This is a genomic window from Blautia sp. OM07-19, from assembly GCF_003481595.1.
GTDB lineage: Bacteria > Bacillota > Clostridia > Lachnospirales > Lachnospiraceae > Blautia_A > Blautia_A intestinihominis.
Genome location: NZ_QULA01000001.1, coordinates 472,382 through 498,300 on the forward strand (window position 1 = coordinate 472,382; position 25,919 = coordinate 498,300).

The following is a 25,919-nucleotide window of genomic DNA, read 5'->3' on the forward strand; positions in this document are numbered from 1 at the left end:
AATTTTGAAAGAAGAAAAAGAGAGCATACAGGCTAAGTCCGGAAGCAGAACTTCCCTGCCCGGATATATTATAAGTGTTTTACTGCTGGTGGCATCACCGGTAGTTATGTTTTGTGCTGTGCAGATGATCACCTGGCTGAGCGGTCAGAAACAACTGGGACATATAATGTTCAGAAATGTTGTAAAATCACTGACAGAAATTCCGGTAGATTATGTCATAAAAAATATGTGGATCTATATAGCAGTGCTTTTTGTACTGATCCTCATCTTTCGGAAGATTCGATGGGCAGTACTGGTATATGGAGTACTGCTGACTGTAATTACACTGGTAAATTATTATGTCGTTATGTTCCGTGGGCAGGCATTTATGCTGCTGGACGTTCTGGGAATGGGAACAGCAGCGGATGTAATGGGAAATTACAGTTTCACGGTACCGCGGCATCTCAAAATAATACTGTTTTTTGAGGCGGCATTCCTTATCTTCCAGTTTGTATTCCAGAAACTGGAACTTGGAAAAAAGAGCAGGAAAAATCTGATCTGCCGTATGGGAAGTCTGGTAATACTTTTTATTGTAGCAGTGCAGGCACTTCCACTTCTCAAGAATGCACAGGGAGTTAATCTCTGGAATGTTAACAAAGACTATACTCAGAAAGGGTATTTATACACACTTTTACTTGAGGCGCGGTACATCAGTGTTGAAAAGCCAGATGGTTATTCACAGCAGAAAGTAGATGAAATCCTGGCAGAAAATGAGAAAGAAACTTCCGAAGAGAAGAAAACAGCTGCAGGAAACCAGACTGTTCCGCAGAATATTATCATGATCATGAATGAAAGTCTTGCGGATTTTGAAAGTACAGGTGACCTTCAGACGGATACAGAAATTCTGCCATTTATTCACAGCCTGAATAAGAATGTGACGTATGGTAAGCTGCATGTACCGACATTTGGAGGTGGAACAGCGAGATCCGAATATGAGGCTCTGACAGGAAACAGCATTCAGTTTTTCCCGGCAGCCTGCCAGCCATATGAACTTTATGTCAGGGATCCGGAGTATGGTCTGGCAGATATCCTGGGGTCACAGGACTATGAACCTGTAGCAATGCATCCGAACAATGCATCCAACTGGAATCGCTCTAAGGTGTATGTGAGAATGGGATTTGATGAATTCCTGAGTATAGAGAACTGGGGCGATGAATTTTGTGACAGAGTCCGTAAACATTATTACAGTGATGCGACTGTCTATGACAAAATAATTAAGATGTATGAGGATAAAGAAGAGGATCAGAAGCTTTTTACATTCTGTGTGACGATGCAGAACCATGGCGGTTATGATGAAACTACAAATGGAGAAGACTATGAACCGGATGTCAAATTAAATTATGATGAAGAATATCCGTATGCAGAAACTTATCTGTCACTTGCAAGACAGTCGGATCTCGCGTTTAAGGATCTTCTCACATATTTTGAAAAAGTTGACGAACCAACAATGATCGTCATGTTCGGAGATCACTGGCCGCAGCTTGAGGATGGCTTTTTTGAACAGCTCCTTGGCAAAAAGAAAAGCAGTCTGGAAACTATAGAATCTCAGATAACTTACACTACACCATATATCATATGGACAAATTACCCGTCTGAGACAAAAGAAGAGGATATCAGCTGCAATTACCTCGGATCCAGCATGCTCGAAAAAGCGGGTGTTCAGCTTACGGAATATGAACAGTTCCTTGCTAATCTGAAAGAGGAACTTCCGATCATCGGAGTGGGTGCAGTGTGTGATAAAGACGGAAACTGGTATACTATGGACGATCTTCCGGAGAAATACCAGACCCTTTTGAACGAATATCAGATTCTGCAGTATAATAACCAGTTTGAGAAAAAACAGATCAGAGAGAGTGCTTTTACAGTTGAGTGAGGTAAAATCACTCTTGACATCACCAGATATTTCGAATAGAATAAATATCAAATATGCAGAAGTTTTCTGGCATAAATAAGATAACGGCGATGAAGAGAATAGTACATGAGGAGCAATCTCAGAGAGGAATCCATATGGTGTGAGGATTCTGTGCGCGAATCGTGGAACCGGCCTCGGAGCTCTGTACAAGTGAAGTGCAGCGTAGATCCAGCGTTAAGGGAGCTTGAGAGAGCAATTTTTTTCTGGCATACAGGAGTTGCTAATTAGGGTGGTACCGCCGAAGTCCTTCGGTCCCTTTACCGGGATCAGAGGACTTTTTTTATACACAGAAGCCTCTGATCTGATATAAAATCATTTACAGAAAAGGAGAAAATCATGGCAAAGAAATTAGTAGAAGCTATCACTTCCATGGAAGAAGATTTCGCACAGTGGTATACTGACGTTGTAAAAAAAGCAGAGCTGTGCGGTTACACAAGCGTAAAAGGATGCATGGCGATCAAACCGGCAGGTTATGCGATCTGGGAAAACATCCAGCACGAACTTGACCGTAGATTCAAAGAGACAGGTGTACAGAACGTATACATGCCGATGTTCATTCCGGAATCTCTTCTTCAGAAAGAGAAAGACCACGTAGAGGGTTTTGCACCGGAAGTAGCATGGGTAACACACGGTGGACTGAACGAACTTCAGGAGCGTCTCTGTGTACGTCCGACTTCTGAGACTCTGTTCTGTGATTTCTATCAGAAAGATATCCAGTCTCACAGAGATCTGCCGAAGGTATACAACCAGTGGTGCTCTGTAGTCCGCTGGGAGAAGACAACACGTCCGTTCCTTCGCTCCAGAGAGTTCTTATGGCAGGAAGGTCATACTGCACACGCAACAGCAGAGGAAGCAGAGGAGAGAACGATCCAGATGCTGAACCTGTACGCTGATTTCTGCGAAGAAGTTCTGGCTATCCCGGTCATCAAAGGTCAGAAGACAGACAAAGAAAAATTCGCAGGTGCAGTAGCTACCTACACAATTGAGTCCCTGATGCATGACGGTAAAGCACTTCAGTCCGGTACAAGCCACAACTTCGGTGACGGATTCGCCAGAGCATTCGGCATTCAGTACACAGACAAGGACAATACACTGAAATACGTACACCAGACATCCTGGGGTATGACAACACGTATGATCGGTGCGATCATCATGGTTCACGGTGACAACAGCGGACTTGTCCTGCCTCCGAGAATCGCTCCGACTCAGGCAGTCATCATTCCGATCCAGCAGCGCAAAGAAGGCGTTCTTGAGAAAGCAGATGAACTGTCTGCAGCACTCAAGGCAGCTGGCATCCGTGTCAAAGTAGACGACACCGACAGAAGCCCGGGATTCAAATTCGCAGAGCAGGAAATGAGAGGAATTCCGGTTCGTATCGAATGTGGACCGAAGGATATCGAGAACGGACAGGCTGTTATCTGCCGTCGTGATACAAGAGAGAAATATGTCGTTTCCTTTGAAGAACTTGCGTCCAAAGTTCAGGAAGTTCTTGATCTTATGCAGAAGGAAATGCTGGAGCGCGCACGTGCACACCGCGATGCTCACACTTATGTTGCAACAAACTACGAAGAATTCAAAGACACCATCAACAACAAACCGGGCTTTGTCAAAGCTATGTGGTGTGGAAACCGCGAGTGCGAGGACAAGATCAAAGAAGATGTTCAGGCAACATCCAGATGTATGCCGTTTGAACAGGAGCATCTGAGCGATGTCTGCGTATGCTGTGGAAAACCGGCGAAGAAGATGGTTTACTGGGGAAGAGCATACTAATATGAAATTAACGATTCCATCCGATGCAGAAGAAATTCTGCGGGTTTTAAATGAAAATGGTCATGAGGCTTATGTAGTCGGAGGCTGTGTCCGGGATTCTATTCTGGGACGCTGCCCCAACGACTGGGATATCACCACTTCTGCCTCTCCATATCAGGTCAAGGAATTATTTCCACGCACGATAGATACCGGGCTCCAGCACGGTACTGTCACGGTAATGATGGATAAGGAAGGTTATGAGGTGACAACTTACCGTGTGGACGGTGAATATGAAGATGGCCGTCATCCGAAGCAGGTGACGTTTACTTCCAGTCTGGAAGAGGATCTGAAACGCAGAGATTTCACGATTAATGCCATGGCATACCATCCGAAGGAGGGAATTGTCGATCTTTTTCACGGGATGGATGATATGCAGAACAAGGTCATCCGCTGTGTAGGTGATCCGCTGGAGCGCTTTCATGAGGATGCACTGCGTATCATGAGGGCAGTGCGTTTTTCGGCACAGCTTGGTTTTGAGATCGAGGAAGAGACGAAGGCGGGGATCAGCAGACTGACTCAGAATCTCCGGAATGTCAGTGCCGAGAGGATTCAGGCAGAACTTGTGAAGCTTCTTGTCTCGCCGCATCCGGATTATCTCCGTGTGGCATATGAAACAGGAATCACGAAAGAATTTCTGCCGGAGTTTGACCGCTGCATGGAAACGGAACAGAACACCCCGTACCATTGCTTTACCGTTGGAGAGCATATCCTGCACAGCCTTCTTTATGTGGAGGCGGACAAGGTGCTGCGCCTGACGATGCTGCTTCATGATATTGCGAAACCGGTTATGAAGACCACGGACGAAAACGGACGGGATCATTTCAAAATGCATGCGGTAAAAAGTGAGGAGATGTCGAAGCAGATCCTTCGCCGACTGAAATTTGATAATGATACGATCATGCAGGTTTCCCATCTGATCCGTTATCATGACGACAGACCGGAGGGACAGATGAAATCTGTGAGAAGGGCTGTGAACAGGATCGGGGAGGAACTTTTTCCATTATATCTTAAAGTCCAGAAAGCAGATATGCTGGCACAGAGCGAATACCGCCGTGATGAAAAGATTGCCCGGCAGGAGAGCGTAAAAGCCTGCTATGAGGAAATGTTGAAGCAGAATCAGTGCGTTTCCCTCAAGACACTGGCAGTGACCGGAAGAGATCTGATCCAGGCAGGATACAAGCCGGGACCGGAACTTGGCGAGATCCTGAACCGGCTTCTGGAGCACGTTCTGGATGTTCCGGAGGATAATACAAAAGAAAAATTAATGTCACTCATCTGACATCCTTAAGGCTGTTGCGGCTGCACATGAAGCAGTACCGCGGCAGTCTTTTTTGCATTTCTGCGTGAAGGGGTACATAAGATAGAAGGTACAAAAACAAGAGGGGGATTTTAATTTGTATGATTATGGACTCAGTACGCTGGAACAGTACAGCCTGACCGTGCTCTCCACAGCCCGCACGCGGGGGGCGCTTCTCTGCCGCTGCGAGGAGGGGCTTTTTATCCTGAAAGAATTCAAGGGGACGGAGAAGAAGCTTAAGAAGCAGCAGGAACTTCTCGAGGGACTTTCGGCTGCCGGCTGCCGGGTTGACCGTTATCTTCCGAATAAAGAAGGAAATCTGGTCAGCCGGGACCGTGATAATATCCCATACACACTGCAGTTCTGGTATGAGGGAAGGGAGTGCGATACCAGGTCGGAGGAGGATATCCTGCGGAGCGTGCGGACTCTGGCACAGATGCATAAATATATGAAACTTCCACTGGTTCAGGATTATATGGAACCTTCACTGGAAGATATCTATCAGAGACATAATCAGGAACTGCGAAAGATCCGTAAATTTATCCGCAAAAAAGGGGCATCCTGTCAGTTCGAAAAACTGTATCTGGCGACGGTGGAGGATTATCTGGAAAAAGGTGACGTGGCACTGAGGCTTCTGCGAGATTCTGCCTATTCGAAACTTCGACAGGATGTGACAGAAAACGGCTGGATCTGCCACGGGGAGTATAACCAGCATAATGTCCTTATGATCAGAAAAGAGACTGCAGTCACCAGCTTTGAGCACTGGGGCTTTGATGTGCAGATGGCTGATCTGTACCGTTTTATGCGAAAGATCCTTGAGAAATATAACTGGGATGTGCGGCTTGGAATGAAAATGCTCAGTGCCTATCACAAAGAAAAAAGTATCTCGGAGGATGAATGGCAGAATATCCATATCCGCTTTCTTTATCCGGAAAAATACTGGAAACTGGCAAACTATTACTATTCCCACAACAAAGCCTGGATCTCAGAAAAAAACACGCAGAAGTTAAAGAAGCTGACAGGGCAGAAAGAAGCCTGGCAAAACTTCGGAGCAAAATGTCTCGAAAATTATCCTTTTTGATTGCTTTTTATCAGGAACAAGGTTAAAAATTGGTAAATTTGACTGTAACTGTACGGTTTTCTCTTCCTTTTTTACGCAAAGAGGTGTATAATATAAAGCACCAATGGTCTTACAAAAAGACTGGAAAATACTATCAACAGGGAGGTATATCAGTATGGATTACAAAGAGGTATATGAGCAGTGGCTGTCCAACCCATACTTTGATGAAGCGACAAAGGAAGAATTAAAAAATATTGCAGAAGATGATAATGAGATCAAAGAACGTTTTTATATGGATCTGGAGTTCGGTACCGCAGGTCTCCGTGGAATCATCGGAGCCGGAACCAACCGCATGAACATCTATGTAGTAAGAAGAGCAACTCAGGGTCTTGCAAACTACATCGCAAAGGTTGACAAGAAATCACAGGGTGTTGCGATCGCATATGATTCCCGTCATATGTCACCGGAATTTGCCGAGGAAGCAGCTCTCTGTCTTGCAGCAAACGGAATCAAGGCATATATCTTTGAATCACTGAGACCGACACCGGAACTTTCTTTTGCAGTACGTCACCTCGGATGTGTTGCAGGTATCAACGTAACAGCCAGCCATAACCCGCCGGAATACAACGGATATAAGGTATACTGGGAAGATGGCGCACAGATCACACCGCCTCACGACAGCGGAATCATGGGAGAAGTTAAATCCATTTCTGACTGGAATACTGTTAAGACTATAGACAAGGCAGAAGCAGAAAAAGCAGGTCTGTTCCAGGTGATCGGCAAAGAAGTAGACGATGCTTACATGGCAGAACTTAAGAAACAGGTTCTTCACATGGATGCGATCAAGGCTGAGGGCAAGAACCTCAAGGTTGTTTACACACCTCTTCACGGTACAGGAAACATCCCGGCAAGAAGAATCCTCAAAGAACTTGGATTTGAGAACGTTTACGTTGTCAAAGAACAGGAACTGCCGGATGGAGATTTCCCGACAGTAAGCTATCCGAACCCGGAAGCAGCAGAGGCATTCGAACTTGGACTGAAACTTGCCAAAGAAGTAGATGCAGACCTCGTTCTGGCAACAGACCCGGATGCAGACCGTCTTGGTGTACGTGTCAAGGACAAGAACGGCGAATATCATGATCTGACAGGAAACATGTCAGGCTGCCTGCTTGCAAACTATGAGATCAGCCAGAAGAAAGCGATCAACGGAAGTCTTCCGGAGGATGGCGCTCTGATCAAAACCATCGTTACCACAAACCTGGCAGATGCGATCGCCAAAGGATACGGCGTAAAACTGATCGAAGTTCTGACAGGATTCAAATTCATCGGACAGCAGATCCTCGGATTCGAGCAGAGCGGCAAGGGAAGCTATCTCTTCGGATTTGAAGAGAGCTACGGCTGCCTGATCGGTACATATGCAAGAGACAAAGATGCGATCGTAGCTACAATGGCACTCTGCGAAGCTGCTGCATACTACAAGACTCAGGGCAAGACTCTCTGGGATGCAATGATCGAGATGTACGAACAGTTTGGTTACTACAAGGATGCGATCCAGTCTGTAACCATGAAGGGAATCGAAGGGCTTCAGAAGATCCAGGAGATCATGAACTCCCTGCGTCAGAATCCGCCGGCAGAGTTTGCAGGACACAAGGTCGTTGCTGTAAGAGACTACAAGGCAGACACGATCACAGATGTGGCAACAGGCGCAGTGAAACCTACAGGACTTCCGAACTCTAACGTTCTGTACTATGAACTGACAGATGATGCATGGGTATGCGTTCGTCCGTCCGGAACAGAGCCGAAGGTTAAATTCTACTACGGCGTTAAGGGAACTTCCCTTGCAGATGCAGATGAGAAATCTGACATCATGGGCAAGGCAGTTCTGGATATGGTTGACTCCATGAAATAATCAGGTAACTGGCGTATGCAGGAATTTGACAGATTTATGGAAGTTGTCCGGGAACTCCGGAAGAAATGTCCGTGGGACAGTGTGCAGACACATGAAAGCCTAAAGCCATATCTTATGGAGGAAGCAGGGGAAGTCCTCGAGGGGATCGATCACCTGAATGCAGAGGGCGACAGCCAGAATCTCTGCGAGGAACTGGGAGACGTTCTGTTCCAGGTTGCACTTCACAGTGTGATCGCGGAGGAAGAAGGGCTTTTTACGATCAAGGATGTGATCTCGGGCGTGGAATCCAAGATGAAATTCCGTCATCCGAAGATTTTTTCACCGGATGATGCAGAGGCAGTGTCTTTGTCTTGGGATGAATTGAAAGCCCGTGAAAGACAGAAGAAATCAGAGTGATTTTTTCTTTTAAAAAACGACAGGAGACCGCCTCCAATGGCAGGAAAAGCCTTGACAATTTGACACAAAAGGTATATATATAGTAAATAGCGTGCATATGCCAGGAAGCATTACGCAATAAATTAAGAAAGAGATTATTTAGAGGAGGAAACACCATGAATAAAACAGAATTAGTAGCAGCAATGGCGAAAGAAACAAACCTTTCCAAGAAAGACGTAGAGGCAGTTTTAAAATCTTTCACCGACGTTGTGGCATCCGAATTAAAAAAAGGTGGAAAAATCCAGTTAGTAGGTTTTGGTACATTTGAAGTAAGCGAAAGAGCAGCAAGAGAAGGAAGAAATCCTCAGACTGGCGAGACAATGACGATCGCAGCTTCCAAAGCACCGAAATTCAAAGCAGGAAAAGCTCTGAAAGATCTGGTAAACGAATAATTATAGCGTAAGCTGGGGGAACGATGAGTTCCCCCATTTTTTAACGGAATTTAAAGGAGAAACTTATGAGACTTGACAAATATCTGAAGATCTCACGTCTGATCAAGAGAAGAACCGTGGCGAACGAAGCATGTGACGCAGGAAGGGTCCTTGTCAATGACCGTCCTGCCAAAGCATCCGCACAGGTCAAGGCAGGCGATACCATTGAGATCCAGTTTGGCGGCGGCAAGAATGTCAAAGTAGAAGTTCTGGAAGTAAAGGATACTGTCCGCAAGGAAGACGCGGAGAATCTTTATAAATATCTCTGATCGCAGATAATGCCCGGTCTATCTGCCCTGATCTTTACATAAACTGAAATGTAATGGATCAAATGGAACGACAGGAGGCAGAGAGATGGAACAGAGCACCGCACGGCAGCCTCACAGACTGGTCCTCGAAAACAGGAAAAAAAGCATGATTTCGGGAGTCCAGGATGTCCAGTCCTTTCATGAACAGGAAATCCTTCTTCTGACCGAGGAAGGGAAGCTCCAGATCAAAGGTGAAGGACTTCATGTTAAACGACTGAACCTGGAAAAAGGTGAGGCAGATATCGAGGGCAAAATAAACAGCCTGATCTATCTTTCCAGAAACACCCCGAAGAAGGACGAGAAACTTCTGAAACGGATGTTTCGCTGAAAATGAGCAGTTATATGGAAAGAGAGACGTTCCTGTTTCTGATAGCGGCAGGAACCGGTGCAGGGCTGTTTTTGTTTTACAGGGTCCTGGGAATTTTTCGCTGGATGTTTCCGGGACGGAGATCTGTGGCGTTTTTTGACCTTTTGTACTGGATTCTGTCAGGGAGTGTGGTTTTTGCAGAGCTTTACCAGTATAATGAAGGCGTTTTGAGGCTCTTTTTGCTGCCTGCCGTCTTTTTGGGGGCTTTTTTGATGAATTCTTTGTTAAAGAGGTTGCTATTTCTTGTTAAAAGAGGTAAAATTTCAATAATTATGGAAAACCGCTTTTGTAATTGGAAGAGGGGAAAGCAGATTGAAAAAGTCCAAAAAAAAGAAAAAAAACACAAGAATATTAAATAATTACCTCGGGATGGCTCTGATATCGGTAGTTGTTGTGCTTCTTCTGGGAGTTCTTACAGTGCAAAGTAATGAACTGAAAGCCAAAATCTCATCCTACGATACAAGAGCAGCAGAGATAAGAACTTCGATAGAAGAAGAACAGGATCGAACCAAACAGATCGACGAAGAGAAAGAATATATGCAGACAGATGAATATGTGGCAGAGATCGCCAGAGACCGTCTCGGGCTTGTCAAAAGCAATGAGATTGTTTTTGAAGAGGAGAAATAACACATATTTTGAAGAAAACTTTTCTGAAATAGCTGACAGTATTTGACAGATATTTTATAAAATCCCTTTTATAATTTCCCTTAATGAAGACATCAGGGGAGGGGAAAACATGCAGGAATGGATAATTGCCATGCTCGTGCTCAGCATTCTGCTGATTTTGCGGGACATGGCAAAAACTGTTTTGAAGGGAAGAAAATCCAGAAAAGAAGAGCCTTTTCCTTTAGGCGGAGAACATCCCCAGAAAGAAAAAGTAGAACGGTACGCAGCCTCATTTCAGAAACTTGCAGATACTTTTTATGGAATGCCATATAAGAAAGAATATTTAAGCAGTGCCCAGGTTGAGAATGTTATCCGGGAGACGGGAGAACGTTTCTGCAGAAACTGTTACCGGAGAGAACTGTGCTGGGGAGACCACGCAGAGGAGATGTATCTGTGCGGGGAGGCAATGGTACGTGCGATAGAGCAGGCGGATGAGGAGAAGATCGAAGAAGCACGGAAACGATGTGGAGAGAACTGCGGCAGATCAGCGCAGTACCTGGAATCCCTGAAGGACTGTTTTCAGAAGGAAAAGCAGGAGATGATCTGGGGGAACCGGATGATCGAGAGTCGGCTTGCAGTTGCACAGCAGTTGAATGAGATTTCACATATTATGCAGCAGGTTGCAGAAGATCTCTATGATATCAGTGCGGCGGAACCCGTTTTTCAGGAAGAACTTGCCAGGAGCCTTCGAAAGCGTCATGTGATCCTAAAACGGGCATGGGTCATGGACAAGGTCGAAGGGCGCAGACAGATTTTTCTGACCATGCGCGCCAGAAGCGGACAGTGTGTTGCTGTATCAGAAATCTCGCAGATTTTGTCCGGGATATGCGAATGCACAATGACCTCGGCACAGGGGAGCCGCTGTATTGTGAACCGGGATTTCCATACGGTTCACTTTGTGGAGGATGTCAGCTATCAGATGCTGTATGGTGTCGCAAAGCTTACCAGAGAAAAGGAAAAAGTTTCAGGAGATAATTACATCTGCCGACAGGAGGATGGAGGAAAATTTGTGATGTGTCTTTCGGACGGAATGGGTTCTGGAATGGATGCATGCAGGGAAAGTGAGATTGTGGTAGAATTACTGGAGCAGTTCATGGAATCAGGTTTTTCACAGGAGGCAGCGGCGAGAATGGTCAATTCTGCCCTGATTCTGAATGGACGGGAAGGTATGTTCTCCACAGTTGATATCTGTGCAGTGGACCTTTATACGGGAATCTGTGAATTTCTCAAGGCAGGAGCAGCAGCTACTTTTATCAGGAGAGATCATTGGGTAGAGGCAATCTCATCGGAGAGCCTTGCGGCAGGTCTGGTACAGAGAATTGATTTTGACACAGCCTCACGGAAACTGTATCATGGGGACTGTCTTGTTATGATGACGGACGGAGTTCTGGATGCCCTTCCAACAGACTGTGAAGAAGAAACAATGAAAGAAATCATTCTGGATGTGCAGGAGAGTGCTCCGCGTGAGATCAGCCGGGGAATTCTGGAGAGAGTGCTTGGCTACAGTGACTATCGGGCGAGAGATGACATGACCGTGCTGGTTGCCAATGTAGTAAGAAAGTAAAGGACATAAGAAAATGCGGGAAAAGACATTCGATAAAGTAAAGGATTTTGTGAAAGAAAATGAAATGCTCGCCAGGAACTGCGCGGTCATTGCGGGCGTATCCGGTGGAAACGATTCTATGACGATGCTGCATCTTCTGAGGAGACTGAGAGAGATCTGGCATTTTCATCTCCGGGTGGTGCATGTGAACCATGGGATCCGGGGAGCGGAGGCAGACAGGGATCAGCGGATGGTGGAGACTGTATGCACCGAATCGAATATCCCATGCAGCGTGTATCGCTATGATGTCCCGGAGCTTTCGGTGAAATGGAAACTGGGAACAGAAGAAACGGGAAGGATCGTGCGCAGGCAGGCTTTTGACGCAGAGACGCACAAGTGCCGGAAACAATATGCGGTTGTCCGTACGGCGCTGGCACATAATAAGAACGATCTTGCCGAGACAATGCTCCATCATCTGGCGAGAGGGACAGGCCTCAGGGGCTTATGTTCTTTGAAACCGGTGAATGGAGAGGTGATCCGTCCTCTTTTGTGTTTAGAAAGAAGAGAAATTGACGATTATATTAGAGAGTGCGGGATCCCGAGTGTCCTGGACAGCACGAATCTGGAGGATGAATATACGAGAAACCGCATCCGCAGGCATCTTCTTCCTGTGATGGAGCGAGAGATCAATGCCAAAACGGTTGAGCACATGGCAGAGACTTCGAGGCTGCTCTCAGAGGCGGAGGAGTTTCTGACAGACGAGGCGGCGCAGCTGGCCGCAGATTACAGAGAACCGGATGGAAGTTACTGCCTTGGAGAAGGATTTTTTCAGAAAAAACAGATCCTCAAAAGCTATGGAGTCCGGACGATCCTCGAAAAACTGAGCGGCCGCAGCCGGGATCTCACACAGACGCATATCCGGCAGGTACTGGAACTTTATTCCTGCCGGGTGAGCAAGCGGATTTCGCTTCCATATGGACTGGAGGCTGTGCGGACTTACGATGGAGTGATCCTCAGGAAGAAAATACAGCAGAAACCGGGAACAGAAGGGCGAAAGGAACAGGAAATTCCCCTTCCAGCCACATCGGAAGAGGTGGAAACACCGTTTGGCCGGTTTACGATCAAAGTTTTTTCCTATTCCGGCGAGAAGATTTTAGAAAAAAAGTATACGAAATGGTTTGATTGTGATAAAATAAAGTGCGGTTTGTCAGTCCGTACCCGCAAAACAGGAGATTATCTCATTGTCGGCAGGGACGGAGGCCGCAAAAAGCTGACCAGATGCATGATCGATGATAAATTTCCAAAGGAGACCAGAGATCAGGTACCGCTGATCGCAGATGGCGGGGAGATTTTGTGGATCATAGGCGGAAGGATCAGCGAACGGTATAAAATTACTTCATGCACAAGAAATGTATTAGAAATTACATACCAAGGAGGAACCAGGTTATGAGTGAGAGAATCAAGGTTTTACTGAGCGAAGAAGAAGTGGATGCAAGAATCCAGCAGGTTGCAGCCAAGATCAGCAAGGATTATGCAGGCAAGGAAGTCCATCTGATCTGCGTACTGAAGGGCGGCGTGTTCTTTACCTGTGAACTTGCAAAGAGAATTACTGTACCGGTAACTCTGGACTTCATGTCCGTATCCAGTTACGGAGATGATACCAAGTCAAGCGGTGTTGTCAAGATCGTGAAGGATCTGGACCAGCCGCTGATCGGTAAGGATGTGCTGATCGTAGAGGATATCATTGACTCAGGAAGAACTTTAAGCTATTTGCTCAAGATTCTTGAGGACAGACATCCAAACAGCATCCGTCTGTGTACTCTGCTTGATAAGCCAGAGCGCAGAGTTAAGAAAGATGTAAAAGTAGATTACTGCTGCTTCAATATTCCAGATGAGTTTGTTGTAGGATATGGGCTTGACTATGCTCAGAAGTACAGAAACCTCCCGTTCATCGGAGTTGTGGAATTTGACGGCGAGTGAAAGGAGATTCAGTTAAGTGAACAGACAGCCAGGCAAAATTGGTCTTTATCTGGTGCTGATCGTGATGCTGGTTGCAGGATATTTTTATCTGAATAATCAGGTAACTTCCCAGAGTAATTACACGATGGAAGAACTGCAGCAGGCAGCCGAGGACGGCAAGGTGACTTCTGCATCCTTGTATCAGAACAGGGAGGTACCGACGGGATCTGTTGTGGCGGAGATCGAGGGCGAAGGACAGAAAAAGGTCAATGTAACAGACGTAAACACTGCACAGGAGATTCTTGAGAAATACGATATTCATCCGGATGTGAAGGATGTTCCGCAGGAGAGTGCTTTTCTCACAACGTTTTTACCTGTGATCCTTACAGGAGCATTTATCCTGATCCTGTTTGTCATGATGAACAGACAGATGTCAGGAGGGGGCGGCAACTCTAAGATGATGAATTTTGGCAAGAGCCGTGCAAAGATGATGCTTCCGGACGACAAAAAAGTAACTTTTCAGAACGTAGCCGGTCTTCAGGAAGAGAAGGAAGATCTGGTAGAAGTTGTGGATTTCCTCAAATCTCCACAGAAATATACCAGTGTGGGAGCCAGAATTCCTAAGGGCGTGATCCTTGTAGGTCCTCCAGGAACAGGTAAGACACTTCTTGCCAAGGCTGTTGCAGGAGAAGCGGGGGTTCCGTTCTTCTCCATTTCCGGTTCAGACTTCGTGGAGATGTTTGTCGGTGTCGGTGCTTCCCGTGTCCGCGACCTGTTCGAAGAGGGCAAGAAGCATGCACCGTGTATCATTTTTATCGATGAGATCGATGCAGTTGCAAGACAGCGTGGAACCGGTATGGGCGGCGGTCATGATGAGAGAGAGCAGACTCTGAACCAGCTTCTTGTAGAGATGGATGGATTCGGAGTGAACGAGGGGATCATCGTTATGGCAGCAACCAACCGTGTCGACATTTTGGACCCTGCGATCCTGCGTCCGGGACGTTTTGACCGTAAGGTTGCAGTAGGCAGACCAGATGTCAAGGGACGTGAGGAGATCCTTCGCGTTCATGCCAAGGACAAACCTCTTGGCGAGGATGTTGATCTCGCACAGATCGCGCAGACAACAGCAGGATTTACAGGCGCAGATCTTGAGAACCTCCTGAATGAAGCTGCGATCATGGCGGCCAAGGCGACCAGATCCTATATCACGCAGCAGGACATCAAGCAGGCCTTTATCAAAGTTGGTGTCGGTGCAGAGAAACGAAGCAAAGTCATCTCTGACAAAGAGAAGAAGATCACAGCATACCATGAGGCTGGACATGCGATCTTGTTCCATGTGCTTCCGGATATGGATCCTGTTTATACGATTTCCATCATTCCGACAGGTGTTGGGGCAGCAGGATATACCATGCCTCTTCCGGAGAATGATGAGATGTTCAATACCAAGGGCAAGATGCTTCAGGATATCACAACGCTGCTTGGCGGCCGTGTTGCCGAGGAACTGATCTTTGGCGATATCACGACAGGTGCATCCAATGACATCAAGCGTGCGACAGGAACTGCCCGAGCAATGGTCATGCAGTATGGTATGTCAGACAAGCTTGGTCTGATCACTTATGGTGATGACGGTGATGAGGTATTTATCGGACGAGATCTGGCACATACCCGAAGCTACAGCGAGGAAGTTGCCAAGGAGATCGACCAGGAAGTACATGATATCATCGACAAGTGCCACCAGGATGCAAGAGAGATCATCACTCAGCATATGGACGTGCTCCACAAGTGTGCAGCTCTTCTTTTAGAGAAGGAAAAAGTCCACAGAGAAGAGTTTGAGGCACTTTTTACATCAGAAAAAGTTGATCTCTCAAAATAAAGTATGCAAGATGCACAAAAACAAATTGTGATTTTTGTGAACTTTGTGCACACTTTTCGGTAGACGCATGGTACTATATACATCGTAAAAACCCCCCAATACATTATATAGTTTTTGCTACACCCCATAAGAAGAAATACCTTCTCCAAAAAAGACAGCCTATCCCGCTGTCTTTTTTATTTTGTAAAAATAACCATAATCGAGACGGTATTTCAGTGGTTTTTATATTGTACTTTTATGAATTTTCAACTAGAATAGACATATGCTTAAGAATAAGGGGACTTTAATTATGGAATGGGAAAACGAAGACATTACCAGAAAAATGCAGTACATTCTGAATATGCGGCCGGTGCTGAATAAGGACGCTTTTTTCAGTGACGGAACGAGATATTACAGAAATCCTACCGAACCAAAGGCGGGGGAAACGGTAATGATCAGTTTCCGGACCCAGAAAAACAATGCAGACGCAGTATACCTTGTATCCGGTGAGAAGAAACATAAGATGAAGATCTATAAGACGGTCAAGGGCTTCGACTATTACGGAACCAAGATCGTGATGCCGGATGAGGTTTTTCGATATCACTTTGAAATTCTGTATGGTTGGGTAAACTGTTACTATAATCAGCGGGGAGTCTGTACAGAATTACAGGAACGCGATGATTTTGAGATCTATCCAGATTTCCAGACTCCGGACTGGGCGAAGGGGGCGGTGATGTACCAGATCTTTGTGGATCGTTTCTGCAACGGAGATCCGACCAACAGTGTTCTGACAGATGAATATTCTTATATTGGAGAACACTGTGAGCAGGTACATGACTGGTCCAAGACACCGGCTGTCATGGGTGTCCGGGAATTTTATGGCGGAGACCTTAAGGGCATTATGGATAAACTGGATTATCTCCAGGATCTTGGCGTGGAGGTCGTATACCTGAATCCGATCTTTGTATCGCCGAGTAACCACAAGTATGATACACAAGATTATGACTATGTAGATCCACATTATGGAAGGATCGTAGAGGACTGTGACGGACTTCTGGCTCCATGGGACCGTGAGAACTCACATGCGGCGAAATACATCAAGCGAGTTACCGACAAGAAGAATCTGGAAGCAAGTAATCAGCTTTTTGCAGAGCTGGTGCAGGAACTGCATAAACGTGGAATGAAAGTTATCCTGGATGGCGTTTTCAATCACTGCGGTTCTTTCAATAAATGGATGGACCGTGAGCGGATCTATGAAGGACAGGAGGGCTATGCGCCGGGGGCTTATATCTCAGCAGACAGCCCGTATCGTTATTTCTTCAATTTCCGTGACGAGGGAAGATGGCCGTACAACCTGTCTTATGATGGCTGGTGGACGCACGATACGCTTCCGAAGCTCAATTATGAAGGATCCAGAGAACTTTATGACTATGTCCTGAATATCGCGCGCAAATGGGTGTCTGAGCCGTATTGCGTAGATGGATGGAGACTGGATGTTGCAGCGGACCTTGGACACAGCAATGAGTTCAATCATCAGTTCTGGAAGGACTTCCGCAAGGCAGTCAAGGAGGCAAATCCGAATGCGCTGATCCTTGCAGAGCACTACGGCAACCCGGAAGGCTGGCTTCAGGGCGATGAATGGGATTCTGTCATGAACTATGATGCTTTTATGGAGCCTGTGACCTGGTTCCTGACCGGTATGGAGAAGCACAGTGATGAGTACAGAGAGGATCTGTATGGAAACAGTGAGGCGTTTATCGGTGCAATGAAGACACATATGCGTTCTCTTCATATGTCTGCCCTTCATGTGGCGATGAATGAACTGTCGAATCACGATCATTCCAGATTCCTGACAAGAACGAACCGCCGCGTGGGAAGGGTTTCCTACGCCGGAGCAGAGGCGGCTTCTGAGAATATCAATACGGCGATCATGAGAGAAGCGATCGCGATCCAGATGACCTGGCCGGGAGCACCGACTGTTTATTATGGTGATGAGGCTGGTGTCTGCGGATTTACCGATCCGGATAACCGCCGTACCTATCCGTGGGGACACGAGGACAAGGAACTGCTTTCTTTTTACAAAAAAATGATCGCGATCCACAAGAAATACCGTATCCTTCGTACAGGATCCCTCAAATTCCTGTGGAACGACTATCAGGGACTGTGCTACGGACGTTTCTCGCATATCGAGCAGATGATCGTTGTCCTGAATAACCGTGATGAGGGAAGAGAAGTCACGATCAAGGTATGGCCGGCGGGGATCACCCGTATGGAAGAAGTTTCCATGACGAGACTGATCCGTTCCAGCCAGGATGGTTACAATGACCGCCCGAAGGAGATTCGGGCACGTGCCGGAATGGTAAATCTCTATCTGCCGCCGCGCAGCGTCACTCTTCTTTATCACAAAGACAAGATTTCATAATCACGCAAAAATGCAAAGTCCGGACCTGTTTTCAAATATCACGGCTCCGGACTTTGTTTTTTTCTTGACAGAAAAGGATTGGTATGTTACGATAACCATACTTTCACGTGGTAGAGTGACTATGTGATAAACTATAAAAATAATTTAAGAGGAGATAGAGGTATGAAGAAAAAAGCAGTTGCATTGATGCTGAGCACAGTAATGGCTATGGGAATGGTTTCTGCAGCAAGTGTACAGGCGAGCGTAGAGGACAAGACCCTGATCGTAGGATTTGATGCAGAGTATCCGCCATATGGCTATATGGATGAGGATGGAGAGTACACAGGATTTGACCTGGAACTTGCTCAGGCAGTATGTGATCTGGAGGGCTGGACTCTGGATAAGAAACCGATCAACTGGGATTCCAAGGATATGGAACTGAATTCCGGATCTATCGACTGTATCTGGAACGGATTTACCATGAACGGAAGAGAAGATGACTATACTTTCTCCGTACCATACGTAGATAACAGCCAGGTGATCGTTGTTGCTGACAATTCCGGCATCGAGAAACTCACAGACCTTGCAGGCAAGACTGTTGGTGTTCAGGCAGCTTCTGCAGCACTTGATCTTCTTCAGAGCGAAGAAGAAGGCGGACAGAAAGAACTGGCAGATACCTTCGGAGCACTGAATGAATTTGCTGATTACAACACAGCATTCACAGAACTGCAGGCAGGAGCACTGGATGCACTTGCAATCGATATCGGTGTTGCCAAATACCAGCTCAACTCCAGAGGAGAGGGATTCAAGATCCTTGATGAGACTCTGAACACAGAGCAGTATGCGATCGGTTTCAAGAAAGGCAATGACGAGCTTTGCGATATCGTAAACGCAGACCTTCAGAAACTGGCAGACGACGGAACTGTAGCAGAGCTTGCTGAGAAATATGAGATCGCTGATATGGTAACTCTCAAGGCTTCTGATGATGCTGATGCGAAAGAAGATACAGAAGAAGCTTCTGATGATGCGGCAGCTGAGGAAACATCCGAAGACGCAGAATGATCAGAAATTCAAAAATACGAAATAAGATATAAGACATATGGGATGCTCCCTGGGGTCTCACCGGGGAGCATCCCTGTTGTAAGTTAATGGAGGAGAAGACATGAGTTTTCAGGTAATGTTACAGCAGCTTACCACAGGATTCGGTTCTACGCTGGTTATCTTTTTTCTGACTTTACTTTTCTCACTGCCGTTGGGGATGGTAGTATATTTCGGAAGAGTAAGCCGTTTCAAGCCACTGAGCTGGATCGTGAAAGCCTATATTTCTATTATGAGAGGAACACCGCTGATGCTGCAGCTGCTTTTGTGGTATTTCGGACCGTTTTATCTCTGGGGAATGAATATCGGGGGGTACAAATTTACAGCGATCATCCTTGGATGTTCTCTGAACTATGCAGCTTATTTTGCTGAGATCTACCGCTCCGGAATTGAATCTATCCCGGTCGGACAGTATGAGGCAGCACAGCTTCTCGGCTATAACAAGAGCCAGACATTTTTTAAGATCGTACTTCCGCAGGTTGTCAAAATCGTACTTCCGTCAGTGACGAATGAAGTTATCACCCTTGTCAAGGATACATCACTTGTATATTCTGTATCCTACATCGAGATGTTTGCACTGGCAAAACAGATCGCAGCAGCACAGACAACGGTCCTTCCGTTTGTGATCGCAGGTGTATTCTATTATGTATTCAATTTTGTTGTTGCATGGGTAATGGAATGGCTTGAAAAGAAAATGAACTATTATCGTTAGGAGGAATGGGCGTGAGTACGAATCTTCTTGAAATGAATCATATCAAAAAACAGTTTGACGGGCTTCAGGTGCTGAAAGACGTTTCCATCCATGTAGAGGAAGGAGAGGTGCTTTCTATCATCGGACCTTCCGGCTCCGGCAAGTCTACACTGCTCCGCTGTGCGACACTTCTGACACGCATCGACGGTGGAGAAATCAGCTACATGGGCAAAAAGGCGATCTGGACAGAAAATGGCAAAGTCTGTATGCCGTCCAAGAATGAGATCAAGGATATCCAGTCCTACTTCGGTCTGGTGTTCCAGAACTTCAATCTTTTTCCGCATTTTACCGTCATGAAAAATATCACAGATGCACCGATCCATGTACAGAAACGAAACAAAGACGAAGTTTATAAAGAAGCAAGAGAACTTCTGGCAAAGATGGGACTTTCTGATAAGGAAGATGCCTATCCGTATCAGCTTTCCGGCGGACAGTGCCAGCGTGTCGCGATCGCAAGGGCACTTGCACTGAATCCGAAGATCCTCTTTTTTGATGAGCCGACATCCGCACTCGATCCGGAACTTACAGGAGAAGTCCTTCGTGTTATCCGTTCTCTGGCGGATCTTCATATTACGATGGTGATCGTAACACATGAGATGAATTTTGCAAAAGATATCTCCGACAGAGTCATCTTTATGGATAAGGGCGTGATCGCAGTAGAAGGAACACCTTCCGAGGTGTTTTCTTCCAGCAACGCCAGAATGAAAGAATTCCTTGGCAAATTTCATCAGGGAGAAAAATAAAGGGATTGCTTTTAATCAGGCAATGTTATATAATTTCAGCGTAAAGACAGGAAAAATACTAAGATTAACCGCAGTTACCCCTGCGGTTAATCTGGCGAGAGGATAGGAGTAAATACCATGAGTACAGACAGATATGTAAGCCCCCTTTCAGAGCGTTATGCCAGCAAGGAAATGCAGTACATTTTTTCTCAGGATATGAAATTCCGTACATGGAGAAGATTGTGGATCGCTCTGGCAGAAACAGAAAAAGAACTTGGCCTCAATATCACCCAGGAGCAGATTGACGAACTCAAGGCTCACAAGGATGATATCAACTATGACGTGGCCAGGGAGAGAGAACGTCAGGTACGTCACGACGTTATGTCCCATGTGTATGCATATGGAGTACAGTGCCCGAAAGCAAAGGGAATCATTCATCTGGGTGCAACCTCCTGTTATGTAGGAGATAATACAGATATCATCGTAATGGCAGAAGCTCTGAAGCTGGTTCAGAAGAAACTGGTCAATGTGATCGCAGAGCTTTCCAAATTCGCAGATAAATACAAGGATCAGCCTACACTGGCATTTACCCATTTCCAGCCGGCACAGCCGACAACTGTTGGTAAACGTGCTACTCTGTGGACTCAGGAATTCATGATGGATCTTGAGGATTTGGAATATGTTCTCGGAAGTCTCAAGCTTCTTGGATCCAAGGGAACAACCGGAACACAGGCAAGCTTCCTGGAACTTTTTGACGGGGATCAGGAAACAATTGACAAGATCGATCCGATGATCGCGCAGAAGATGGGATTCAAGCAGTGCTATCCGGTTTCCGGACAGACCTACTCCCGCAAAGTCGATACAAGAGTCCTGAATATTCTTGCAGGTATTGCGGCAAGTGCACACAAGATGTCCAACGACATCCGCCTTCTCCAGCACCTCAAGGAAGTTGAGGAACCGTTCGAGAAATCTCAGATCGGATCTTCCGCAATGGCATACAAGAGAAATCCAATGAGAAGTGAGCGTATTGCTTCTCTTTCCAGATACGTGATGATCGACGCACTGAATCCGGCGATCACTTCCGCAACACAGTGGTTTGAGAGAACCCTGGATGATTCTGCAAACAAGCGTCTCAGCATTCCGGAAGGATTCCTTGCGATTGACGGTATTCTTGACCTCTGTCTGAACGTAGTAGACGGACTGGTAGTATATCCGAAAGTAATCGAGAAACACATGATGGCAGAGCTTCCATTCATGGCAACTGAGAACATCATGATGGATGCAGTTAAGGCAGGCGGCGACCGTCAGGAACTTCATGAGCGCATCCGTGAGCTTTCCATGGAAGCAGGACGCACTGTGAAGGTAGAAGGAAAGGACAATAACCTTCTTGACCTGATCGCGGCAGATCCGGCATTCAACCTTACGATCGAAGAACTCAACAAGTCCATGGAGCCTTCCAGATATGTAGGAAGAGCCAAAGAGCAGACCACAGCTTTCATTGAGAAAGTGGTACAGCCGGTTCTCGACGAGCACAAAGAAATGCTGGGAATCAAAGCAGAAATCAATGTCTAAAATACAGATCAATCAAAAACACGAGGAGGATAAAGTGTTATGGTCAAAGCAGTAGTTGGAGCTAACTGGGGAGATGAAGGTAAAGGTAAAATTACCGATATGCTTGCTCAGGAGGCAGATATCATCGTAAGATTTCAGGGAGGTGCAAACGCAGGTCATACAATCGTAAATGACTATGGTAAATTTGCACTGCACACACTTCCGTCAGGTGTATTCTACAATCACACCACAAGCGTGATCGGAAATGGTGTTGCTCTGAACATTCCGGTGTTCTTCAAAGAATATAACGAAGTGATCGAGAGAGGAGTTCCGGCACCGAAGATCATGATCTCCGACAGAGCACAGATCGTAATGCCATATCACATCCTGTTCGATCAGTATGAAGAAGAACGTCTTGGCGGCAAATCTTTCGGATCCACCAAATCCGGTATCGCTCCGTTCTATTCAGATAAATATGCAAAGATCGGTTTCCAGGTAAATGAACTGTTCCACGACGATGCCCTGAAAGAAAAAGTAGAGCGCGTTGTTGCAACAAAGAATGTTTTACTGGAGCACCTGTATCATAAACCGCTTCTTGATCCGGATGAGATCTATGCAGAACTGATGAAATACAAAGAAATGGTAGCTCCGTATGTTGGAGACGTTTCCCTGTTCCTGTGGAATGCGATCAAAGACGGCAAACAGATCCTTCTCGAAGGACAGCTTGGATCCCTCAAGGACCCGGATCACGGAATCTACCCAATGGTTACATCATCTTCCACACTGGCTGCATATGGTGCGATCGGTGCAGGAATCCCGCCATATGAGATCAAACAGGTTATCACAGTCTGCAAAGCATACTCCAGCGCAGTAGGAGCAGGTGCTTTCGTTTCTGAGATCTTTGGCGAGGAAGCTGACGAACTCAGAAGAAGAGGCGGCGACGGCGGAGAGTACGGCGCAACAACCGGACGTCCGAGACGTATGGGATGGTTTGACTGTGTTGCTTCCAAATACGGATGCCGTATGCAGGGAACCACAGACGTGGCATTTACTGTACTTGATGTACTTGGATATCTTGATGAGATCCCGGTATGCACAGGCTACGAGATCGACGGCAAAGTTACTACAGAATTCCCGACAACAGGACTTCTTGAGAAAGCAAAACCTGTTCTCGAGGTACTTCCGGGATGGAAGACAGACATCCGTGGAATCAAGAACTACGAAGATCTTCCGGAAAACTGCCGTAAATACGTAGAGTTCGTAGAGAAACAGATCGGATTCCCGATCACCATGATCTCCAACGGACCAGGAAGAAACGATATTATCTACAGAAATAAATAAATTACAAAGCGCCGGGGAGTTTTTCTCCGGCGTATTTCATATTGAGGTGTTTATGAAAAACGGAAAAAGAATCGCAGCCCTTCTGGGTGTTGTGGCACTGCTGATCATCTTCTGCCTGCCGATGTTTTTTGCATTGAAGGGCGATTTTTCGCAGGAAGTATTTATGGCATCCTTGCATACGGTGCTTTTTGTGGCAGTCATGGGGTATGTGATCTGGATGGTATTTCGACTTGTAAATAAGAAGAAAAACGAGGAGGATAAACGTATGATCAAAAATATTGTTTTTGACGTAGGACTTGTGCTGGTGGAATTTAACTGGCAGTCTTATCTGGACGGTTTTCACTTTGACAAAGAAAAAAGAGATAAGATCGCAAAGGCAACCTTCCAGAGTGAAGTGTGGGATGAGCGTGACAAAGGACTTCTTGAAGAAAGAGAATATCGTGAGAAATTCAAGGCACTGGCTCCGGAGTATGCAGAGGATATCGAGGATGTTATCAGGAATTCTACGAGATGTGTCACGAAGATGGACTATGCAGAGACCTGGACAAAATATCTTAAGGAGCAGGGATATAACCTTTACATCCTGTCCAATTACAGCAGATATATGCTGGACGGCACGAAGCAGAACGAAATGCCATTTCTGAAATATATGGACGGAGTTATTTTCTCCTGTGATGTAAACCAGATGAAACCGGATATAGAGATTTATCAGACACTGCTCAGTAAATTTAATCTGAAAGCAGAGGAGACGTTGTTCATTGATGACCGTGCAGAGAACTGCCAGGGTGCAGAAAAGGCAGGAATCCACACAATTCAGTTTAAAGATCTCAAACAGGCAGCGAAAGAAATGGAAGAAACTTACGGGATCAAATAAAAATCCCGGGACCGCGGCATTTCGTCAGTCCCAGGACCTTGTAAGGGGAGGATATAAGTATTTCTTAGATTGTATCTTTTGCTGTGCCGCCGATATGGGTTTCGGTGGACATTTATAGTATGGGCATGTGAATCCCTTTTTATACAACTTTCTTATAATTTGTATAAAAAGGGATTTGTCTTTTGTGAGAAAAGATGATATAATGGGGCACAGGCAAAATTTTTGAAAAGAGGATGAAAACAAATGAGTGATAAAACAATCTTAGAGCAGTGGCGTTCAATTGCTTACGATCAGCAGGCAGACCGCAATCAGCTCCAGAGATTCTGGGCAAACTATTTCAATATCGAGAAGGGAATCTACGAGCAGCTTCTTTCCAATCCGGACGAAGTTGTAAGCGGTACAGTCAAAGAACTGGCTGAGAAATACGGACAGGAAGTCCTGACTATGGTTGGTTTTCTTGACGGAATCAATGACAGCCTTAAGATCCCGAACCCGATCGAGACAATGGATGAGAACACCAGAGTAACTCTGGCTTTTGATAAAGAACTTCTTTACAAGAACATGGTTGATGCCAAGGCAGACTGGCTGTATCAGCTTCCTCAGTGGGATGCGATCTTCACAGAGGAGAAACGTAAAGAACTGTACATGGAGCAGAAGAAATCCGGTACAGTTGTAAAGCCGCACAAGATTGGCCGTAACGATCCTTGTCCGTGCGGCAGCGGTAAGAAATACAAACATTGCTGTGGAAGATAATGAAAGTCCGGCCAGATCTGGATTATATTATCGTGCTTGGCGCACATGTCGCAGGCACACGGTTATCCAAAGCCCTTCTGGAACGAACCAGGAGGGCTTTGCGTTATCTTGAGGAGAATCCTGAGACACGCGCGGTTCTCTCCGGCGGACAGGGGCAGGGAGAGCAGATCAGCGAGGCGGAGGCAATGTACCGGTATCTCACAGAGCATGGGATTGACGGTTCCCGGCTGATCCTTGAGGACAGGTCCACCAATACAAAGGAGAATCTGGATTTCAGCCTGGAGAAGATCGGGACACTGGATACCTCGATCGGGATCGTGACGAATCATTTTCATGTGTTCCGTGGTGTGGCGATCGGCAGAAAGTGTGGATGCAGGCAGATTTATCCCATTCCGGCGAGATACAGAACCTGGAGACTGCTGGTTTATATTCCACGTGAAATCCTTGCGATCATCAAGGATAAAATAGTAGGAAATTTGTGAACAAAATAAAATATAAAAAAAATTAAAAAAAGTGTTGACACTTTGCCAAACACATAGTATACTAACGAAGTCGGTTGCGAGAGAGCACTTCGAAAGAGAGTTCTTGAAGCGGCAGGCACAGGAAGTGGGATCTTAGCTCAGCTGGGAGAGCATCTGCCTTACAAGCAGAGGGTCATAGGTTCGAGCCCTATAGGTCCCATACCTCAAATAGAATATGGCGAGATAGCTCAGTTGGCTAGAGCACACGGTTCATACCCGTGGTGTCGAGGGTTCGAATCCCCCTCTCGCTACTTGAATCCCCTGAAATTCAGGGGGTTTTTTTTGTATAAAAACACAGGATGTACAATAAATTTTTTTGG

The 25,919-nt window shown here is 46.1% G+C and carries 24 protein-coding genes, 2 tRNA genes and 1 other annotated feature; all 26 genes read left to right on the forward strand.

All coding sequences use genetic code 11. From position 1 onward, the window contains the following. The first annotated feature begins 4 nt into the window (after positions 1–4). The 26 genes from DXC01_RS02095 (at position 5) to DXC01_RS02220 (ending at position 25,850) form a co-directional block, all read left to right on the forward strand. Complete coding sequence (locus tag DXC01_RS02095) at positions 5–1,912, forward strand: LTA synthase family protein (RefSeq protein ID WP_118698105.1); 1,908 nt, start codon at positions 5–7, stop codon at positions 1,910–1,912. 80 nt (positions 1,913–1,992) lie between these two features. After that, positions 1,993–2,211, forward strand: a binding site (T-box leader). 76 nt (positions 2,212–2,287) lie between these two features. Next, positions 2,288–3,721, forward strand: a complete 1,434-nt coding sequence (gene proS / locus DXC01_RS02100; protein WP_022214794.1) for a proline--tRNA ligase — start codon at positions 2,288–2,290, stop codon at positions 3,719–3,721. A gap of 1 nt (position 3,722) precedes the next feature. Continuing rightward, positions 3,723–5,039: a CCA tRNA nucleotidyltransferase gene (locus tag DXC01_RS02105; protein WP_118698106.1), complete on the forward strand. Its 1,317-nt coding sequence runs from the start codon at positions 3,723–3,725 to the stop codon at positions 5,037–5,039. Positions 5,040–5,154: 115 nt separating this feature from the next. After that, complete coding sequence (locus DXC01_RS02110) at positions 5,155–6,138, forward strand: CotS family spore coat protein (RefSeq protein WP_118698107.1); 984 nt, start codon at positions 5,155–5,157, stop codon at positions 6,136–6,138. A gap of 154 nt (positions 6,139–6,292) precedes the next feature. Then, entirely contained in the window at positions 6,293–8,026 is a 1,734-nt protein-coding gene (locus tag DXC01_RS02115) for a phospho-sugar mutase (protein WP_022214791.1), read from the forward strand. A gap of 15 nt (positions 8,027–8,041) precedes the next feature. Further along, positions 8,042–8,422: a MazG nucleotide pyrophosphohydrolase domain-containing protein gene (locus tag DXC01_RS02120; protein WP_022214790.1), complete on the forward strand. Its 381-nt coding sequence runs from the start codon at positions 8,042–8,044 to the stop codon at positions 8,420–8,422. Between the two features lie 155 nt (positions 8,423–8,577). Beyond that, the gene (locus tag DXC01_RS02125; protein WP_022214789.1) at positions 8,578–8,853 is read left to right on the forward strand and encodes an HU family DNA-binding protein; all 276 of its coding nucleotides are present in this window, start codon (positions 8,578–8,580) and stop codon (positions 8,851–8,853) included. Positions 8,854–8,918: 65 nt separating this feature from the next. Further along, complete coding sequence (locus tag DXC01_RS02130; RefSeq protein ID WP_118251644.1) at positions 8,919–9,161, forward strand: RNA-binding S4 domain-containing protein; 243 nt, start codon at positions 8,919–8,921, stop codon at positions 9,159–9,161. A gap of 85 nt (positions 9,162–9,246) precedes the next feature. Further along, entirely contained in the window at positions 9,247–9,528 is a 282-nt protein-coding gene (gene yabP, locus DXC01_RS02135; RefSeq protein ID WP_022214787.1) for a sporulation protein YabP, read from the forward strand. Between the two features lie 14 nt (positions 9,529–9,542). Next, on the forward strand, positions 9,543–9,926 hold the full coding sequence (gene yabQ / locus DXC01_RS02140; RefSeq protein WP_158565269.1) for a spore cortex biosynthesis protein YabQ: 384 nt from the start codon (positions 9,543–9,545) through the stop codon (positions 9,924–9,926). A gap of 10 nt (positions 9,927–9,936) precedes the next feature. Next, positions 9,937–10,194 (forward strand): FtsB family cell division protein, encoded by a 258-nt coding sequence (locus DXC01_RS02145; RefSeq protein ID WP_118251743.1) that lies wholly within the window; start codon positions 9,937–9,939, stop codon positions 10,192–10,194. Positions 10,195–10,303: 109 nt separating this feature from the next. Further along, positions 10,304–11,797 (forward strand): SpoIIE family protein phosphatase, encoded by a 1,494-nt coding sequence (locus tag DXC01_RS02150; protein ID WP_022214785.1) that lies wholly within the window; start codon positions 10,304–10,306, stop codon positions 11,795–11,797. Positions 11,798–11,810: 13 nt separating this feature from the next. After that, on the forward strand, positions 11,811–13,226 hold the full coding sequence (gene tilS / locus DXC01_RS02155) for a tRNA lysidine(34) synthetase TilS (RefSeq protein WP_118698108.1): 1,416 nt from the start codon (positions 11,811–11,813) through the stop codon (positions 13,224–13,226). After that, positions 13,223–13,756: a hypoxanthine phosphoribosyltransferase gene (gene hpt / locus DXC01_RS02160; protein ID WP_022214783.1), complete on the forward strand. Its 534-nt coding sequence runs from the start codon at positions 13,223–13,225 to the stop codon at positions 13,754–13,756. Before tilS ends, hpt begins: the two co-directional genes overlap by 4 nt. A 64-nt stretch (positions 13,757–13,820) precedes the next feature. Next, positions 13,821–15,608: an ATP-dependent zinc metalloprotease FtsH gene (gene ftsH / locus DXC01_RS02165; RefSeq protein ID WP_118698175.1), complete on the forward strand. Its 1,788-nt coding sequence runs from the start codon at positions 13,821–13,823 to the stop codon at positions 15,606–15,608. 289 nt (positions 15,609–15,897) lie between these two features. Further along, positions 15,898–18,009, forward strand: a complete 2,112-nt coding sequence (locus DXC01_RS02170; RefSeq protein ID WP_022214781.1) for a glycoside hydrolase family 13 protein — start codon at positions 15,898–15,900, stop codon at positions 18,007–18,009. 162 nt (positions 18,010–18,171) lie between these two features. Continuing rightward, positions 18,172–19,050, forward strand: coding sequence for an amino acid ABC transporter substrate-binding protein (locus DXC01_RS02175; protein WP_022214780.1), 879 nt, complete (start codon positions 18,172–18,174; stop codon positions 19,048–19,050). A 100-nt stretch (positions 19,051–19,150) separates the two neighbouring features. Further along, entirely contained in the window at positions 19,151–19,798 is a 648-nt protein-coding gene (locus DXC01_RS02180) for an amino acid ABC transporter permease (RefSeq protein ID WP_022214779.1), read from the forward strand. Positions 19,799–19,830: 32 nt separating this feature from the next. Next, positions 19,831–20,580 carry an amino acid ABC transporter ATP-binding protein gene (locus tag DXC01_RS02185; RefSeq protein WP_173905270.1) on the forward strand — a complete coding sequence of 250 codons (750 nt, stop codon included), beginning with the start codon at positions 19,831–19,833 and terminating at the stop codon, positions 20,578–20,580. A 117-nt stretch (positions 20,581–20,697) separates the two neighbouring features. Then, positions 20,698–22,131: an adenylosuccinate lyase gene (purB, locus tag DXC01_RS02190; RefSeq protein ID WP_022214777.1), complete on the forward strand. Its 1,434-nt coding sequence runs from the start codon at positions 20,698–20,700 to the stop codon at positions 22,129–22,131. Positions 22,132–22,170: 39 nt separating this feature from the next. Further along, the gene (locus tag DXC01_RS02195) at positions 22,171–23,451 is read left to right on the forward strand and encodes an adenylosuccinate synthase (protein ID WP_022214776.1); all 1,281 of its coding nucleotides are present in this window, start codon (positions 22,171–22,173) and stop codon (positions 23,449–23,451) included. Between the two features lie 52 nt (positions 23,452–23,503). After that, positions 23,504–24,325 carry an HAD family hydrolase gene (locus tag DXC01_RS02200; protein ID WP_118698109.1) on the forward strand — a complete coding sequence of 274 codons (822 nt, stop codon included), beginning with the start codon at positions 23,504–23,506 and terminating at the stop codon, positions 24,323–24,325. Between the two features lie 243 nt (positions 24,326–24,568). Continuing rightward, on the forward strand, positions 24,569–25,078 hold the full coding sequence (locus DXC01_RS02205; RefSeq protein WP_022213785.1) for an SEC-C metal-binding domain-containing protein: 510 nt from the start codon (positions 24,569–24,571) through the stop codon (positions 25,076–25,078). Beyond that, complete coding sequence (locus DXC01_RS02210; protein WP_022213784.1) at positions 25,078–25,560, forward strand: YdcF family protein; 483 nt, start codon at positions 25,078–25,080, stop codon at positions 25,558–25,560. The genes DXC01_RS02205 and DXC01_RS02210 overlap by 1 nt, the downstream gene beginning before the upstream one ends. 126 nt (positions 25,561–25,686) lie before the next feature. Next, a tRNA-Val gene (locus DXC01_RS02215) sits at positions 25,687–25,759 on the forward strand. A 17-nt stretch (positions 25,760–25,776) separates the two neighbouring features. Next, positions 25,777–25,850, forward strand: a tRNA-Met gene (locus tag DXC01_RS02220). Positions 25,851–25,919: the final 69 nt, after the last annotated feature.

Excerpts from the sequence above, each read along its gene's own strand:
- proS (WP_022214794.1), top strand. The coding sequence starts at position 2,288 with ATGGCAAAGAAATTAGTAGAAGCTATCACTTCCATGGAAGAAGATTTC.
- DXC01_RS02105 (WP_118698106.1), top strand. The coding sequence starts at position 3,723 with ATGAAATTAACGATTCCATCCGATGCAGAAGAAATTCTGCGGGTTTTA.
- DXC01_RS02115 (WP_022214791.1), top strand. The coding sequence starts at position 6,293 with ATGGATTACAAAGAGGTATATGAGCAGTGGCTGTCCAACCCATACTTT.
- DXC01_RS02120 (WP_022214790.1), top strand. The coding sequence starts at position 8,042 with ATGCAGGAATTTGACAGATTTATGGAAGTTGTCCGGGAACTCCGGAAG.
- DXC01_RS02125 (WP_022214789.1), top strand. The coding sequence starts at position 8,578 with ATGAATAAAACAGAATTAGTAGCAGCAATGGCGAAAGAAACAAACCTT.
- DXC01_RS02130 (WP_118251644.1), top strand. The coding sequence starts at position 8,919 with ATGAGACTTGACAAATATCTGAAGATCTCACGTCTGATCAAGAGAAGA.
- yabP (WP_022214787.1), top strand. The coding sequence starts at position 9,247 with ATGGAACAGAGCACCGCACGGCAGCCTCACAGACTGGTCCTCGAAAAC.
- yabQ (WP_158565269.1), top strand. The coding sequence starts at position 9,543 with ATGGAAAGAGAGACGTTCCTGTTTCTGATAGCGGCAGGAACCGGTGCA.
- DXC01_RS02145 (WP_118251743.1), top strand. The coding sequence starts at position 9,937 with ATGGCTCTGATATCGGTAGTTGTTGTGCTTCTTCTGGGAGTTCTTACA.
- DXC01_RS02150 (WP_022214785.1), top strand. The coding sequence starts at position 10,304 with ATGCAGGAATGGATAATTGCCATGCTCGTGCTCAGCATTCTGCTGATT.
- tilS (WP_118698108.1), top strand. The coding sequence starts at position 11,811 with ATGCGGGAAAAGACATTCGATAAAGTAAAGGATTTTGTGAAAGAAAAT.
- hpt (WP_022214783.1), top strand. The coding sequence starts at position 13,223 with ATGAGTGAGAGAATCAAGGTTTTACTGAGCGAAGAAGAAGTGGATGCA.
- ftsH (WP_118698175.1), top strand. The coding sequence starts at position 13,821 with ATGCTGGTTGCAGGATATTTTTATCTGAATAATCAGGTAACTTCCCAG.
- DXC01_RS02170 (WP_022214781.1), top strand. The coding sequence starts at position 15,898 with ATGGAATGGGAAAACGAAGACATTACCAGAAAAATGCAGTACATTCTG.
- DXC01_RS02175 (WP_022214780.1), top strand. The coding sequence starts at position 18,172 with ATGAAGAAAAAAGCAGTTGCATTGATGCTGAGCACAGTAATGGCTATG.
- DXC01_RS02180 (WP_022214779.1), top strand. The coding sequence starts at position 19,151 with ATGAGTTTTCAGGTAATGTTACAGCAGCTTACCACAGGATTCGGTTCT.
- DXC01_RS02185 (WP_173905270.1), top strand. The coding sequence starts at position 19,831 with ATGAATCATATCAAAAAACAGTTTGACGGGCTTCAGGTGCTGAAAGAC.
- purB (WP_022214777.1), top strand. The coding sequence starts at position 20,698 with ATGAGTACAGACAGATATGTAAGCCCCCTTTCAGAGCGTTATGCCAGC.
- DXC01_RS02195 (WP_022214776.1), top strand. The coding sequence starts at position 22,171 with ATGGTCAAAGCAGTAGTTGGAGCTAACTGGGGAGATGAAGGTAAAGGT.
- DXC01_RS02200 (WP_118698109.1), top strand. The coding sequence starts at position 23,504 with ATGAAAAACGGAAAAAGAATCGCAGCCCTTCTGGGTGTTGTGGCACTG.
- DXC01_RS02205 (WP_022213785.1), top strand. The coding sequence starts at position 24,569 with ATGAGTGATAAAACAATCTTAGAGCAGTGGCGTTCAATTGCTTACGAT.
- DXC01_RS02210 (WP_022213784.1), top strand. The coding sequence starts at position 25,078 with ATGAAAGTCCGGCCAGATCTGGATTATATTATCGTGCTTGGCGCACAT.